Origin of the sequence: Candidatus Sulfotelmatobacter sp. (assembly GCA_035498555.1) — a bacterium.
Lineage (GTDB): Bacteria > Eisenbacteria > RBG-16-71-46 > RBG-16-71-46 > RBG-16-71-46 > DATKAB01.
This window is the reverse complement of record DATKAB010000003.1, coordinates 35894-49919: the sequence shown is the minus strand read 5'-3', so window position 1 is coordinate 49919 and position 14026 is coordinate 35894. Positions and strand designations below refer to the sequence as shown.

The 14026-nt window shown below is 69.5% G+C and carries 15 protein-coding genes and 3 tRNA genes; all 18 read right to left on the bottom strand.

All coding sequences use genetic code 11. The annotated features are described in order from the left end of the window. Positions 1–53: 53 nt before the first annotated feature. On the bottom strand, positions 54–593 hold the full coding sequence (locus tag VMJ70_00430; GenBank protein ID HTO89568.1) for a DinB family protein: 540 nt from the start codon (positions 591–593) through the stop codon (positions 54–56). Beyond that, positions 593–2266 (bottom strand): hypothetical protein, encoded by a 1674-nt coding sequence (locus VMJ70_00425; protein HTO89567.1) that lies wholly within the window; start codon positions 2264–2266, stop codon positions 593–595. Before VMJ70_00425 ends, VMJ70_00430 begins: the two co-directional genes overlap by 1 nt. A gap of 54 nt (positions 2267–2320) precedes the next feature. Next, positions 2321–2842 carry an adenine phosphoribosyltransferase gene (locus VMJ70_00420; protein ID HTO89566.1) on the bottom strand — a complete coding sequence of 174 codons (522 nt, stop codon included), beginning with the start codon at positions 2840–2842 and terminating at the stop codon, positions 2321–2323. A 23-nt stretch (positions 2843–2865) separates the two neighbouring features. After that, on the bottom strand, positions 2866–3936 hold the full coding sequence (locus VMJ70_00415; GenBank protein ID HTO89565.1) for an RNA polymerase sigma factor RpoD/SigA: 1071 nt from the start codon (positions 3934–3936) through the stop codon (positions 2866–2868). Between the two features lie 13 nt (positions 3937–3949). Beyond that, entirely contained in the window at positions 3950–4219 is a 270-nt protein-coding gene (locus VMJ70_00410; GenBank protein ID HTO89564.1) for an acylphosphatase, read from the bottom strand. A gap of 75 nt (positions 4220–4294) precedes the next feature. Then, positions 4295–4371, bottom strand: a tRNA-Pro gene (locus VMJ70_00405). Positions 4372–4391: 20 nt separating this feature from the next. After that, positions 4392–5078 carry a protein-L-isoaspartate(D-aspartate) O-methyltransferase gene (locus VMJ70_00400; protein HTO89563.1) on the bottom strand — a complete coding sequence of 229 codons (687 nt, stop codon included), beginning with the start codon at positions 5076–5078 and terminating at the stop codon, positions 4392–4394. 2 nt (positions 5079–5080) lie between these two features. Then, positions 5081–5827 (bottom strand): 5'/3'-nucleotidase SurE, encoded by a 747-nt coding sequence (gene surE, locus VMJ70_00395; protein HTO89562.1) that lies wholly within the window; start codon positions 5825–5827, stop codon positions 5081–5083. Then, positions 5824–6516, bottom strand: a complete 693-nt coding sequence (locus VMJ70_00390) for a glycosyltransferase family 2 protein (protein ID HTO89561.1) — start codon at positions 6514–6516, stop codon at positions 5824–5826. The genes surE and VMJ70_00390 overlap by 4 nt, the downstream gene beginning before the upstream one ends. Beyond that, a complete protein-coding gene (locus VMJ70_00385; GenBank protein HTO89560.1) occupies positions 6516–7313 on the bottom strand; it encodes a hypothetical protein in 798 nt (265 codons plus the stop codon). Before VMJ70_00385 ends, VMJ70_00390 begins: the two co-directional genes overlap by 1 nt. Positions 7314–7368: 55 nt before the next feature. Then, positions 7369–7445 (bottom strand) — tRNA-Pro (locus VMJ70_00380). A gap of 153 nt (positions 7446–7598) precedes the next feature. Continuing rightward, positions 7599–7991 carry a MerR family transcriptional regulator gene (locus VMJ70_00375; protein HTO89559.1) on the bottom strand — a complete coding sequence of 131 codons (393 nt, stop codon included), beginning with the start codon at positions 7989–7991 and terminating at the stop codon, positions 7599–7601. A gap of 19 nt (positions 7992–8010) precedes the next feature. Continuing rightward, positions 8011–9000: an NAD(P)H-dependent glycerol-3-phosphate dehydrogenase gene (locus VMJ70_00370; protein ID HTO89558.1), complete on the bottom strand. Its 990-nt coding sequence runs from the start codon at positions 8998–9000 to the stop codon at positions 8011–8013. Continuing rightward, a complete protein-coding gene (gene plsY / locus VMJ70_00365) occupies positions 8997–9668 on the bottom strand; it encodes a glycerol-3-phosphate 1-O-acyltransferase PlsY (protein ID HTO89557.1) in 672 nt (223 codons plus the stop codon). Before plsY ends, VMJ70_00370 begins: the two co-directional genes overlap by 4 nt. Positions 9669–9674: 6 nt before the next feature. Further along, positions 9675–11003 (bottom strand): ribosome biogenesis GTPase Der, encoded by a 1329-nt coding sequence (der, locus tag VMJ70_00360; GenBank protein HTO89556.1) that lies wholly within the window; start codon positions 11001–11003, stop codon positions 9675–9677. Positions 11004–11071: 68 nt separating this feature from the next. Further along, positions 11072–11147 (bottom strand) — tRNA-Gly (locus VMJ70_00355). Between the two features lie 55 nt (positions 11148–11202). Further along, positions 11203–12147 carry a tRNA (adenosine(37)-N6)-dimethylallyltransferase MiaA gene (gene miaA / locus VMJ70_00350; GenBank protein HTO89555.1) on the bottom strand — a complete coding sequence of 315 codons (945 nt, stop codon included), beginning with the start codon at positions 12145–12147 and terminating at the stop codon, positions 11203–11205. Between the two features lie 53 nt (positions 12148–12200). Next, the gene (gene mutL / locus VMJ70_00345) at positions 12201–14000 is read right to left on the bottom strand and encodes a DNA mismatch repair endonuclease MutL (protein HTO89554.1); all 1800 of its coding nucleotides are present in this window, start codon (positions 13998–14000) and stop codon (positions 12201–12203) included. Between the last annotated feature and the right edge of the window lie 26 nt (positions 14001–14026).

Below are 14026 nucleotides of genomic sequence, written 5' to 3'. Positions count from 1 at the left end.
AGCGCGCTGCGAGGTGACGAGCGACGCGGCCGAGGCCGCGGACGAGAGCCCGTTCAGCCCCGGCGCGAGCGCTCGAGCGCGCGGCGCAGGATCATGATCTGGCCGGCGTGCCACAGATCGTGCTGCGCGATCCCGTGGGCCTGAAGGTAGCGGGGCGATCCCCCGGGCACGGCCGGCTGCGCGAGTCCGGCGGGCTCGAGCTCGAGGATCGCGGCCCGGAGCGAGCGATGTTCGGCCGCGAGCCTCGCCCGCGCGCGTTTCCAGTCGCGGGCCTCGAAGGGCGGAAAGTTCTCGCGATCGGACGGGGCGCACGGAACTCCGCGAAGCCGGCTCGCGACGGCCCGCTTCCAGGTGGCCATGTGGAGCACCAGCTCGCCAATGGTGTGAGCCCGTGGCACCGGGCGCGCGGCGGCCTCTGCGGCCGTGACGCCGGCCAGCGCCTCCTCGACCGCCGGGCCATGCCACGCGGGCCCGGACCAGGCGCGATCGAACAGGTCGAGCAGCCGCCTCACTTCGGTGCGCGGCGGCGCCGGCCGCCGGTCGCGACGGATCGCCGGCCGGGGCTTGCGCGCACTCGCGCGGGCCGCCGGCATCAGAATGCCGCCGCGGTGATCTTGGTATCGGCGGTATTCCAGGCCTTCTGAAAACGGGCCGCGACCCGGTCGGCTTCGGCGCTCTTCTTCTGCGCGCGCAGGGCCGAGGCCAGCCCCTGCAGTCCCCAGCCGGTCTCGACGTGATTCGCGAGGTCGGCGCGGAACACCGCCTCGGCCTCGGCGGCCCTGCCGGCAGCCAGCAGCGCCGTGCCGAGATCGTGCCGCGGGAACAGCAGCCAGTCGGGCGGCTCGTTGTAGTTGAGTCCGTCCTCGAGCTTGACCGCCTGCTGGAATTCGTCGATCGCGGCGGGCCAGTCCTGCTTCGAGCGGGCGACGAAGCCATCGAGAGTGTGGCGCGCGATTTCGAGCAGCGTTCTCGCCGAGTTGTTCCCCTCCGGGGCGTTCTCGGCTAGCGCGTCGCGCAGGTAGGTGAGGCTGTCGTGCTCCGCCGACGATTTCGCGAAGTCGCCCTTGCCGGCATAGGCCATGGCGCGCGCGAAATGCCAGAAGGCGTCGGTGTAGATCAGCTGCGCCGGCGGCATGGGCTCGGCGAGGGCTTCATCCCAGCGCCCGAACTTGATTTCCACCGCGTAGGGCGTGACGCAAAAGAAATCCATGCCGGGCATCATCCCGAGCATCTCGAGGGGCACGGTGCCGGCGGCCGCGTGCGCGGCGGCGATCGATTCCGCGTAGCGCCCCTGAATCATGGCCGTGTAACTCATGAACTGGCGGTTGTGCGCGAGATAGGGCGTGTAGAGCATGCCGGGATTCGGGCCGGCGAAGTACGCCTCGTCCACCTTGACCGCCTGCCGGTTGCTTTCGAGCGCTTCGGAGTAGCGTCCCACTCGCTCGAAGATGTGCGACGGCATGTGGACGAGATGACCGGCGTTCGGGGTCTTGCCCCGGAGGCGCTCGGCGCTCGGCACCGCCTTCTCGGGGTGCGCCGAGGCTTCCATGGTGTGGATGTAGAAGTGATTCGCGCCCGGATGGTCGGGAGTCTTCTTGAGCACCCCCTCGAGGGTGGCGATCAGCTCCGGCGTCACCGGCGAAGGCTTGAGATCGGGCGTCCACAAGTGCCAGGGGTAGAGGTCCATCAGGGATTCGGCGAACAGCGTTTGGACGTCGGCGTCATCCGGATACTGCTTCGCCAGCTCGCGCATCGCATCCGAGTAGGCTTTGTCGAGCGCTGCGCCGTCCTCCGGCCTGCTCGGCGGCACCATGCTGGTGCGTCTGGCGAGCGCCTCGATCAGCCCTTGTTCCTTCGGATTGGCGTGGGCTTCGAGTCCCCTCGCGATCTGAGTCTCGGCGTATTCGGTCGAATCGCGCCACGGCAGTCGAGGCACGTTGATGTTGTTCCCGTTGCTGATCGCGACTCCCCAACGGCACATCGCGCACTGCGGGTCGAGTCGCGCCGCCTCGCGGAACGATTTCTCGGCTTCCTCGGGGTTGAAGGCATAGAGCAGACGCAGGCCCTGATCGAAGTACTGCTGCGCCGGCGGCACCTGGGTGCTCACCGTCCAGTGCCAGTGACCGAGCCCTTGGTCGAGCGGCGGCGGCGCGGGATTGGCCGCGACTGCGGCGGGCCCCGAATGCGGTTCGGCCCGCGAGGCCCCGCCCACCGCCAGCACCATGACCATTGCGATCAGCATGACAGCAAGCCAGGACCGACGCATCGCCATCCTCCTGAGCGGCCGCGACGCCAGGGCTCCGGCCATCGCCGCCAGCGGCTATTCCTGAACGTCGTACGTGAGCAACGCCTCGACTGGGACGGGCTGCAGCTTGCCGCGCCCTCCCAATCCCCGCAACTCGATCAGGAAGAGGACGGCCTGAACGCGGGCGCCGAGCTGACGCACCAGCTCGAGGGTCGCGGCCGCGGTGCCGCCGGTGGCGAGCAGGTCATCCACCACCACCACGCGCTGGCCGGCCTTCAGGTCGCCGGCATGGATCTCCAGCGCGTCTTCGCCGTATTCGAGCGAATAGACCTGGCGCACGGTCTTGCCCGGGAGCTTGCCGAACTTACGCGCGGGAATCAGCGGCACGCCCCAGTGCAGAGCCAGTCCGGTGCCGAACACGAATCCGCGCGATTCGATCGCCACCACCGCCTCGGGGCGCTCGGTGGTCGCCGCCAGCCGCCGGATGGATTCCGCCAGCGCCTCGGGATCGAGGAGCAGCGGCGTGATGTCCTTGAACAGGACTCCCTTGCGCGGAAAATCGGGAACATCGCGAATGAAACGCGTCAGGTCGAGCACGGCCGAGCCTCCCGGTTCCCGGGTCAATGTGCCACGCCTCCGCTCGATCGATCGAGCTCCTCGAGCTCGATCGCGCGGCGCAGCTTCTCCAGCGCGCGAGCCTCGATCTGACGCACGCGCTCGCGGGTGATGCCGAAGTGCTGGCCGGTCTCGGCGAGGGTGCGGTCCGCCCCGTCGAGGAATCCATAGCGTAGCCGCAGGATCTGTTCCTCGCGAGCGCTGAGTGAGCGGAGCAGCCGGTCGACTTGCTCGCTCTGAAGCTGCTGCTCCACCACCTCCTCGACCGACAACGGGCGCTCGCCCAGCGATTCCGCCGAGAGCTGATCGAAAGCCTCGGCGCTCGAGCCCTCGTCGAGCGAGCGGATGCCGGCGACCAGCCCGGCCAGGCGCTGGGCCCGCAACAGGGAGATGTTGAGCTCGCCGGCGATCTCCGGTAGCCCGGGCTCGCGCGCGAGTCGGGCGCGCAGCATGCGCTCGATCCGTACGAACCGGTTGACTTGCTGGAACATTTGCACCGGGATGCGCACCGCCCGGCTCTGCTCGGCCACGCCCCGCAGGATCGACTGGCGGATCCAGATCGCGGCGTAAGTGCTGAAGCGAAGTCCGCGCTCGGGCTCGAAGCGATCCACGGCCTGGATCAGGCCCAGGTTGCCTTCGGCGATCAGGTCCTGAAGGTCGAGGCCCCGGTTTCGGTAGGCGCGCGCGATGTGAACCACCAGGCGCAGGTTGGCGAGGATCATCCCCCGCCGCGCCGCGGCATCACCGCGCCGGGCACGTGCCGCGAGCTCGAGCAGCTCGGCGTGTTCGAGCAACCGGAAGCGGCCGATCTCGGCGAGATAGAGATCGAGCACATCGCGCGGCGGCCCGCTTCCGGCCGGCGCCTCGTCGGTGGGCTCCCCATCGTCTTCCGCGTCGGGTAGCCCCAGCCCGGCCCCGCGCAACGACTCCCGGAAGGTCGCGAACTCACCGGCGTCGAAAAGGGGGTCGAGCAGCAGCGCCTCGTACTCGGCGGGCGTGAGCGCGCCGCGGCGCCGCGCCAGGGCCAGAGCGCCATCGAGGCGCGCGCGGAAGTTCAGCAGCTCGGGAGCGTTCATGGAGAGGGGGCTGCTAGCGCGCCGCGAAACGGCTGTGGCGGGCGGGCGATTCGCTCCAGGTGGCCTCGACACGCGTGACGTGAGCGGCCGCGGGTCCGACCCCGGCCGCCGCCACCAGCGCGTCGAGAGCGGCGCGATCGCCTTCAGCCTCGATCTCGACCTCGCCGCTGTCGAGATTGCGTACCCAGCCGTTCACCCGCAGCGACTCGGCCCGGCGGAGAATGAAATAGCGAAATCCCACGCCCTGGACCTGACCCTGGATCACGAGGTGAACCCGGTGCATTGGAACGAGCGGCGATCGAGCGGATCACGTCCCGCTGGAACGCGATCCAAACCGGCGGCCGCGCGCCGGAGAAAATGGTCGGGGCGAGAGGATTTGAACCTCCGACCCCCTGGTCCCGAACCAGGTGCTCTACCAGGCTGAGCCACGCCCCGACCGACGAAGTCCGCGCCGATCACGGTTCTTCCTGCCAGGCATCTCTCCCGAGCAGGGGCACGAACCGGCACTCACCGTGACGCTGATGCGACCAGCGGTCGCCGGACAACCGCTGCCACACTTCGAGGTGCTGCACGCGGGGACCGCCGACCGGAATGACGACCAACCCACCTTCCTCGACTTGCGCGCGAAGCGCGTCGGGAACTCGTGGCGCAGCCGCGGTGACGAGCACCCTAGCATAGGGTGAAAACTCCTGCCACCCCATGCTGCCGTCGCCGTGACGATACGCGACGTTGCGGATACCGAGTGCGTCGAGCCTCGACTGTGCCGCGCGCAGCAGAGATGCCACCCGCTCGACGGTGAACACGCGCTCGACCAGCTGCGCGAGCAGCGCGGTCTGATAACCGCTGCCGGTGCCGATCTCGAGCACGCGTTGCTGCGGCTCGAGCCGCGCGAGTTCGAGCATGCGCGCCACGATCCAGGGCTGCGAAATGGTCTGGCCCTCGGCGGTGGGAAGGGCGTGATCGCCGTAGGCGCGAGAGAGAAAGGCGCCGTCGACGAACCGGTGTCGCGGCACCGAGCCCATCGCTTCCAGCACGCGCGGATCGCGAATACCGCGCGCTTCGAGCTGCTCCTCCACCATGCGCCGGCGGGCGGTCGCGTAGACGTCGGCGCCGTTGCCCTCGGCTTCCGCGCGCGGCGTCACGGCTACTTCTCGAGCTTCCACGCTCTCACGTCTTCGAGCGCGCCCTCGTCGGTCAGGTCGAGACGCAGCGGGGTCACCGAGACCCAGCCGTCGTGCACCGCCTGGAAATCCGTGCCCGGGCGTGGATCCCAGACCGGATCCTCGCCGCCGATCCAGTAGTAATCGCGGCCGCGTGGATCCACCTTGCGGATGAGCGTGTCGCGGTAGACGCGGCTCCCGAGCCGCGTCACCCGGACCCCCTCGATGGCGTCCCAGGGCAGATGGGGGATGTTGACATTGAGGAGCCGCCGCCTCGGCAGTCCACGCTCGGCGACGATACCCGCCAGGCGTGCCACGAAGTCGGCCGGCTCGAGGAAGTCGGTCAGCTCGCGGGTCACCAGCGACGCCGCGATCGACGGCGCCCCCTGCAGCGTGCCTTCGATCGCGGCCGCCACGGTGCCCGAATAGAACACGTCCTCTCCCATGTTCGGACCGTGGTTGATGCCCGAAATCACCATGTCGGGTGTCTGCTCCAGCAGTCCGTAGAAGGCGCACACCACGCAATCGGTGGGCGTGCCATCCACACTGTAGGTATCGACGTCGTGACGGTGAATGCGAAACGGGCGGTGAAGCGTGAGCGAGTGCGAGGTCGCGCTCTGGTCACGGTCGGGGGCCACGGTGATTACCCGCCCGAGCTTCGCCAGCGCGGTGCGCAGCGCGCGCAGCGCGGGAGCGAACACCCCGTCGTCGTTGGTGATGACGATGATCATGTCGAGGCACCTGGAGGCTTCGGGCCCGGCCGCCCCTCGAGGGTGAGGCTCAGGAGCACGCCGACGATCCGCGGCACGTCGCGGAACGTGTGGATATGACTTTCGGCTTCGCCGTAAACGGTGGGAATCTCGACCTCGGCGACCTTGAAGCCGAGCCGTGCCGCCCGGATGGCGATGGCGGTCTCGAATTCATAGCGCCCGGCGCCGCGCGGCGTACGCTCGATCACTTCGCGGCGATAGAGCCGGTAGCCGCACTGGCTGTCCGAAATCCTCTGACCGGCGAGCGCCGTGGCCCATCCGGACGAGAAGGCGTTGGCGAATCGGCGGCTGCCGGGCATGTCGGGCGTGCGCTCGCGCGCACCGAGCACCAGATCGGCACCGTCGAGGGCGGCCGAAACGAAGGCTGGAAAGCGCTCGGGCGGATGCTGGCCGTCGGCGTCCAGCGTCACCACCGCATCGAATTCGCGCAGCGCGTCGAATCCCGCCTGCAGTGCCGCGCCCTTGCCTCGGTTCCCGGCGAACGAGAGCACGCGCGCGCCGCGCTGTCTCGCCACCTCGGCGGTCGCGTCGCGCGAACCGTCGTCCACCACCAGGATCTCGGGTGGCTCGCGCAGCTCCTGGAGCCGCAGCAGGACGCCGCCCAGGTGCGCGGCGGCCTGATAGGCGGGGATCAGCGCGGCCACCCGCATCAGGCGAGCCCCTCGGGCATGGCCTCGAATCCCAGCCACTGGCCGGGGTGCCGCTCGAGCACGCTCCGCACCACCTCCCGGTAGGTGTCCACGCATTCTCGCGGCGTCATTGGCGGTTCGAAGCAGGCGGCGTAGCCGCCCTCGGGCCGGCGCACGATCACCGCCGGCAGGATCAGCGCTCCGGTGCGACGCGCGAGCGCCGCGCTCCACGCGCACATCGAGCCCGAGCCGCGCGCACCGTCACGGTCTCCCATCAATGCCACCCACTCGCGCCGCCGCAGCGCCCGGGCCGCCGACAGCCAGAGCGGCGCGCCGGCCAGTCGAGCAATGCCGTGCCGACCGCGGCTCCGCGCAAACCAGCGCTCGAGCGACGCGCCGCGTTGCTCGCGCGCGGCGACCCGCACGCGTTCTCCGAGCGCGCTCAGGAATGCCGCGCCCCACTCCCAGTTGCCGACGTGAGCCGAGAGGACGATCACACCGCGCCCGGAGCGACGTGCGGCCTCGAGATGCTGGCCTCCATGGACCTCGACTTCGCGCGCCACACGCTCAGGGGCCAGCCGCGAGAGGCGCAACAGGTCCACGAAGGACAGCGCGAAGTTCGCGAACGCGGCGCGAGCCAGCCGACGGATATGGCGCCGACTCGCGGCCGGGTGCAGGCGTTCCAGATTGGCCTCGAGGTTTCGCCGCGCCGGCACGCCGATCCCGAAGGCGAGCCAGGCCATGACCCGGGCCAGCCCGCGGGACGCCCCGAGCGGCAGGCGCTGAACCAGCCAGTCGGCGCTTCGGAAGCCGATCAAATCGAGCATCGAACGGAAGTTTGGCGGCGGGAGCGCGGCCGGAAACGAAAAGAAATGGTCGGGGCGACTGGATTTGAACCAGCGACCACCTGCCCCCCATGCAGGTGCGCTACCAGGCTGCGCTACGCCCCGACCGGTGAGAGGGCAAATCTATTCGAGGCCTCTCTCAAGCGCAACCGTCGCACTCCTGAATCGACCGTCGCCGCGTGGCTCCGCAGCTGCTCGCTGCGAAGCGGCCTTCGGACCGCCTCGGGCGTCGCTTCCTCGCGCCCGGCGCTCCCCGATTCAGGAGTGCGACACCTGCTGCCGCTCTCGTAGCCGCGACAGCAGCTGCTGCAGATCCTGCTTGATTTCGCCCAGGATCAGACGGCGTTCGGCGTCGGAGAAGCTCAGCTCGACCTGGGCAGGATCCTCGCGCCGCTGCTCGAGCAGCTTCTTCCGCGCGCCCTCGATGGTGAAGCGCCGCGCGTAGAGCAGCTCGCGAATGCGGAACAACACCTTGAGATCCTCGGGACGGTAGACACGATTGCCGGCGCGGTTCTTTCGCGGGCGCAGCATGCTGAACTGAGTCTCCCAGTAGCGCAGGACATGAGGCTTCACGTCCAGCATCTCGCTCACTTCGCTGATCGAGCGATAGAGCTTGCTCTCGATCTCGTGATCCGACCGAATCTGTGTCACGGTTCCCTCCCTTCTGGGCTCAGGATTCCCGCTTCAGATCCCGAGTCATGAGCGCGGTCAGCGCGTCCCTGGGCGAGCGGCCCTCGAACAGCAGCGCGCACACCTGCTCGGCGATCGGCATTTCGATCCCGTGCTTGCGGCCGAGATCCCGAGCCGCCCGCGCGGTGTGAACCCCTTCCGCCACCATCCACATGCTGCCCAGCACCTGCTCGAGTCGCTCACCCCTGCCCAGCCGCTCGCCGACCGCCCGATTGCGGCTGTGCCGGCTCATCGCCGTCGCCACCAGATCGCCCATGCCGGTCAGCCCGAAAAAGGTGTCCCGCCGGCCGCCCATCGCGACGCCGAGTCGCGCGATCTCGGCCAGTCCGCGCGTGAGAAGGGCGCCCTTGGTGTTGTCGCCGAAGCCCACGCCATCGCAGACTCCCGCGGCGATCGCGATCACGTTCTTGAGCGCCGCGCCCACCTCGCATCCCACCACGTCGTCATTGGTGTAGACGCGGAAGGTAGCGCTCGAGAACGCCTGCTGGACGACCTGTGCGCGCGCCTCGTCGCGTGCGGCGGCCACCACGCTGGTTGGGATCTCGCGACTCACCTCCTCCGCATGACTCGGTCCGGTCAGCACCACCGGCTCGGGCTCCGGCCGCGCCTCCCCCAACACCTGGGTCATGCGCAGCAGCGTCCGCTGTTCCAGTCCCTTGGCGGCGCTCACCCACAGGCTGTTCCGGTCGATCGGCGCCACCCGGGAAGCGACCTCGCGCATCGCCTGCGACGGCACCACGAATAGCGTCAACTCGGCGCCCTCGAGCGCCACTTCAAGTTCCGGCTGAACCTTAATGCCATCGGGCAGAAGAATGCCAGGCAAAAACTTCCGGTTCTCGCGGTCGCGGGCCATGCGGGCCAGTTCGTCGACCTCGTTGCCCCACAGGACGATCGAGTGGCCGCGCCGCGCGAGGTGAATCGCGAGCGTGGTTCCCCACGAGCCCGCGCCCAGTACGCACACCCGGCTCACGTCGCGCCTCCTCCGCGAAGACTGAATCGGCGCTCTTCACCGCGCCGCAAACGCTGGATGTTCTCGCGATGGCGCGCGATCACCAGCAATGCGATCAGGGCTCCCACCAAGAACAACGGGCTGCGCACGCCGCCCGGTGCCACGATCGCGAGCGTGACGGCGAAGGCTACCGAGCCGAAGATCGAACCCAGCGAAATGTAGTGGCTCACCGCCACGGTGAGAACGAAGATCACGACAAACGCCGCGAACGCGAGCGGGCTCAGCGCCAGCAGCACTCCGGCCGTGGTCGCCACGCCCTTGCCGCCGCGAAAGCCGGCGAAGCAGGTCCACACGTGTCCGGCGACGGCGGCGAGCCCGGTGACGATCGCACACCAGGTGGGTCCGCCGGGAAAGGCCGCGCCGAGCGCCGTTCCGCCGGCGAACGGGACACGCGGCACCAGCAGCACCGGCAACGCGCCCTTCGCCACGTCGAGCAGCAGCGTCGCCACGCCGATGCCGGGCCCGAGGCTGCGATAGACGTTGGTGGCGCCGAGATTGCCGGAGCCGAGCGAGCGCACATCCACGCCCCGCAGCCAGAGCCCCAGCCACAGCCCCCAGGGCAGCGCGCCCGAGAAGTACCCGAGCGCGGCGGCGAGAAGCGCGGCAGCGGCGTGCATGGCGGTGCTCATCGGGACCTAGTCGCTCTTCCGCACGCGAAGCTTCACCGGCGTTCCGTGGAAATCGAAATGATCGGTGAACTGCAGCCACAGGAACCGGCGGTAGTTCTCGGAAAGCCGGCTCGGCGCATTGACGAACAACGTGAATTCGGGCGGTCGCGTCGAGGTCTGCGTCAGGTAGTAGATGCGCGGCGCCTTGCCCGAGCGGGTGGCGGGCGCCTGCCTTCGCCGCTGCACCTGCTCCAGCCATTCGTTCAGCTTTCCGGTCGGAATCCGCCGCGAGTGTTCCTCGATCCGCCGCTGGAGCACCCCGCTCAACTTGGCGAGATGGAGATGGGTGGTCGCGGAGAGCGGCATGGCCGGCAGGTCGGCGAGCGTCGGATAGCGTTCCTTCCGCTCCGCCATCACCCGCTTCCAGGCCGCCTCACGGTCCGTGATCAGGTCCCATTTGTTGTAGATCAGCAGCACCGAGCATCCCGCTTCGAGTGCCTGGTGCGCGAGCCGCGCCTCCTGCCGCTGGAACCCCTGGGTGGAATCCACCACCACCACCGCCAGATCGGCGCGCTCGAGCGATTGGAGCGCCCGCACCGTGGCGAAGAACTCGGCCTGGTCGCCGAAGTGGGCCTGGCGGCGGATGCCGGCCGTGTCCACCAGCACGAAGTCGCCGACCGGCGTGCTCCAGGTCGAATCCACCGCGTCCATGGTGGTACCGGGCTGCGGCTCGACCAGCATGCGCTCCTCGCCGAGCAGCGCGTTCACCAGCGAGGACTTCCCCACGTTCGGCCTTCCAATGATGGCGACCCGCGCGCGCGGCTCGACCTCCGCCGCCTGCTCGGCCGGGAGCCGCGTCACCACTTGATCGAGGAGATCGCCGATCCCGGTGCCGTTCTCGGCCGAGATCGCGAACGGCTCGCCGAGCCCGAGGCGGTGGAATTCGTGCACGATCGGATCGGCGGGTTTGTCCACCTTGTTCACCACCAGCAGGCTCGGGTTCTTCCGCCTCCTAAGAATCTGCGCGATCGCCGCATCGAGATCGGTGACGCCGGTCTTCGCGTCCACGAGGAACAGCACCACCTGGGCAAGGTCCATGGCCATCTCGGCCTGACGGCGAACCGCGGCGTCGCGCCCGGGCTGGAGTTCGCCAGGAGCCCCGGCCGCCGGCAGGAAGCCCCCGGTGTCCACCAGCATGAAGTGGCGCCCGTTCCAGTCGGAGCGCGCGGTGTTGCGATCGCGGGTGATGCCGGGACGGTCGTGCACCACCGCCCGACGCTCGCGCAGCACGCGATTGAAGAACGTGGACTTGCCCACGTTGGGACGACCGATGATGGCCACGACCGGTGCCGGCATGACGAAGCCATGCGGCGCGCCGGGGATCGAATGCGAAGCCGGCGCGCCTTCGGTGAAGGAAGAAGAAATGGAGCGGGCAACGGGGTTCGAACCCGCGACCTCAAGCTTGGGAAGCTCGCGCTCTACCAACTGAGCTATGCCCGCAGGAATCGACCGGAGGATGCGCTTTCGAGAAAGCTAGGCACTCGCGCGAGGGGTGTCAACCGGACCGCGACCCGCCGCCCTCGTAGCGAGCCAGCGCGTCCCGTGCCAGCGAATCCGGATTCTTCCCCTCGGTCTCGAGCCGCTCGGAAGCGAATTGATGGCGGAACCAGGTGCGCTGGCGCTTGGCGAGCTGCCGGGTGCGAAGTGCGGTGAGCGCCTCGGCTTGCTCGCGGCTGAGGCGCCCTTCGAGCAGCTCCAGCGCCTCGTCGTAGCCGACCGCGCGCAGCCGCCGGAGCTCGGCCTCCAGGCCCGCCTCGCGCACGGCGCGCGCCTCGTCCAGCAGACCGTTCGCGAACATCCAGCTCGTGCGCCGCTCGATCCGGCGCGCCAGCTCGGCGGGCGGCGTGCACAGCTCGACCACGCGCCACTCCCCCACCAGCGGCGGCTGCGGCGGGCGCGCGTGCCACCAGCCCAGCGGTCGGCCCGACAGCTCGACCACCTCCAGCGCCCGAGTGATGCGCTGTCGATCTCGACGGCGAAGTCGCCCCGCCCGCTCCGGATCCTGGCTCGCGAGTCGCGCGTGCAGCGCCTCGACCGGTTGTGCGGCGAGGTCGGCGCGCAGCCGGGCCCGCTCTTCGGGGTCGAGCGCGGGCTCCTGCGACAGGCCGTGACGCAGGGCGCGGAGGTAGAGCCCGGCGCCACCCACCAGCAGGGGCGGCCGGGATCGCGAGCGAATCTGCCGAATGACCGCGGCGGCGCGACGCGCGTATTCCCCCGCGCTCACCGAATCACCGATCGACCAGGCGTCGAACAGATGATGCGGTCGCGCCGCGCGCTCCGTCTTCGAGGGCTTGCCGGTGCCGACGTCCAGCTCGCGGAACATCTGGCGCGAGTCGGCGCACACGATCTCGGCGCCCAGGGCCTCGGCCAGAAGCTCGCCGACCTCGGTCTTCCCCGTCGCCGTCGCGCCGACCAGCGCGAGAATCGTGTCAGCGTTCATCGACGTTCATCGGCGGCTCCGCCGCGGTCCGAGCGCCCAGCGGCATCGCCCCGTCAGGTGCGGCCGAATCGGCGGTGCAGCTCGTCGAGATCGAGGCGCACGTACGTCACCCGCCCGTGCGGATCGCCGTGCGGCCGGGAGGTCGCGAACAGCCGGTCGATCAGCGTGTGCATCTCCTCTTGAGTCAGGGGATCGCCGGCCTTGATCGCGGCATGGCAGGCCCACGATCGGGCCAGGCGCTCCGCGATGTCGGCCGAGACGTCGCGCTCCTCGTCCGTGATGCCGTCGAGGAGATCCTGCAGCAGCTGGCCGGGGCGCTCGTGCCGAAGCCCCGAGGGGACGCCCTGGATCACCACGGTGGGCGGGCCGAGCGGCGACACGTCCCAGCCCAGCTGTTGCAGCCACGGGCCCATCTCGAGCAACAGATCGAACTGTTCTCGCGTCAGGTCCACGAGCGCCGGGAACAACAGCTGCTGCGAGGAGCCGCTGCCGGTCTCGAGCCTCGATTTCGCCTCTTCGTAGAGGATGCGCTCGTGCGCGGCGTGCTGATCGAGGATCACCACGCCGCCACGCACCGGCGCCAGGATATAGGTGTTGTGGAGCTGCCAGAGATCGGGTTCGGCGGAGGACTCCGCACTCTCGGCCTCGGGTTCGCTCGCCGCCGAAGGCGGGGGCCCGAGCGCGGCCGCGCTGGCGTTGGGGAGCTGCGGCCGCTCGAGGGTGAAGAGCATCGCCATCTGCGACGGATCGACCGGCTTCTCCCGTACGCGATCCGCCCAGCGCGGATAGGCCTCGGGGCGCGAGTTTCCTCCGGCGACGCCACGCACGACGGTGAACGGCGGCGTGTACGACGCCAGCGGTTTCGCACAGGCCGCCGCCACCATGCCGAACAGCTCGTCCTCGGTGGCGAAGCGGACCTCGCGTTTGGTGGGATGAACGTTCACGTCGAGCCGATCGCTCGGCACCGTCAGCCACAGGACGGCGGTCGGGAAGCGGCCGGCCGGCAGCAGATTGTGATAGGCCTGCCGCAGAGCCTGGGACAGGGTCGGATGCTGGACCCAGCGTCGATTGACGAGGAGGATCTGGCCTTCACGAGTGGCGCGCGCGTGCTCGGGAAGCCCGATCAGCGCGTCGAGCTTGATGCCGGCGCGCTCGCCATGCGCCTCCAACAACTGATCGGCATGGCCGGCGCCCCAGATCGCGGCGGCGCGCGCGCGCGGCGTCTCCGCCGCCGGCCACTCGAACCGCTCCCGCTCGTCCACCACCAGTCGGAACGCCACCTCGGGGTAGCCGAGCGCCAGCGCCTCGAGCATCCGAATCGCGGCCCGCAGTTCGCCCGCCGGCGTGTGCAGAAATTTCCTGCGCGCCGGGGTGTTGAAGAACAGCGCTTCGACCTCGACGGTGGTGCCGGGCGCGCGGCCGGATTCCCCGCGTTCGACCACCTGTCCCCCCTCGACCCGCACCCACGACGCCACCGCGGCGTCACGCGGGCGACTGAGGAGTTTCAGCTTGCTGACCGCGGCGATACTCGGCAGTGCCTCGCCGCGAAACCCGAGGGTTTCCAGGTGATCAAGGTCCTCGAGCCGCGTCAGCTTGCTGGTGGCGTGGCGTTCCAGCGCCAAATCGAGATCGGACGCAAAGATCCCGATGCCGTCATCGGCCACCGAAAAACCCTGGTCGAGCGACTGGCGCACCCGCACCTCGATGCGTCGCGAGCCGGCGTCGAGCGCGTTCTCGAGGATCTCCTTGAGTGCCGAGAGCGGGCGCTCGATCACTTCGCCGGCGGCGATGCGGGCGGCAGTGTCGGGCTCGAGGCGGCGAATCGAGCGATAGGTGGAAACTTCCGGGGCCATGCTCGCGAGCAATACACACCGCTCGA